Raw genomic sequence first — 225 nt, forward strand, 5'->3', positions numbered from 1 at the left:
GATGCCGGCCACGGTCGCGGCGAAGGCGACCCGTCGCTTGTGCTGTGTCATGGTGTTTCCTTTCAGGTTCCCTCAGCGGGTGAGGCCTTCGGAGATGCGCGCGGTGTTCTCGCGCATCATCGTGAGGTAGGTGTCGGCGCCTTCGCCGGGTTCGGTCAGCGACTCGGTGAACAGCTCGACGACGTCGACGTCGATGCCGACCTCGCTCGCGAGGACCTGGACGAG

This window comes from Microbacterium sp. UBA3394 (assembly GCF_002358725.1).
Taxonomy (GTDB): domain Bacteria; phylum Actinomycetota; class Actinomycetes; order Actinomycetales; family Microbacteriaceae; genus Microbacterium; species Microbacterium luteum.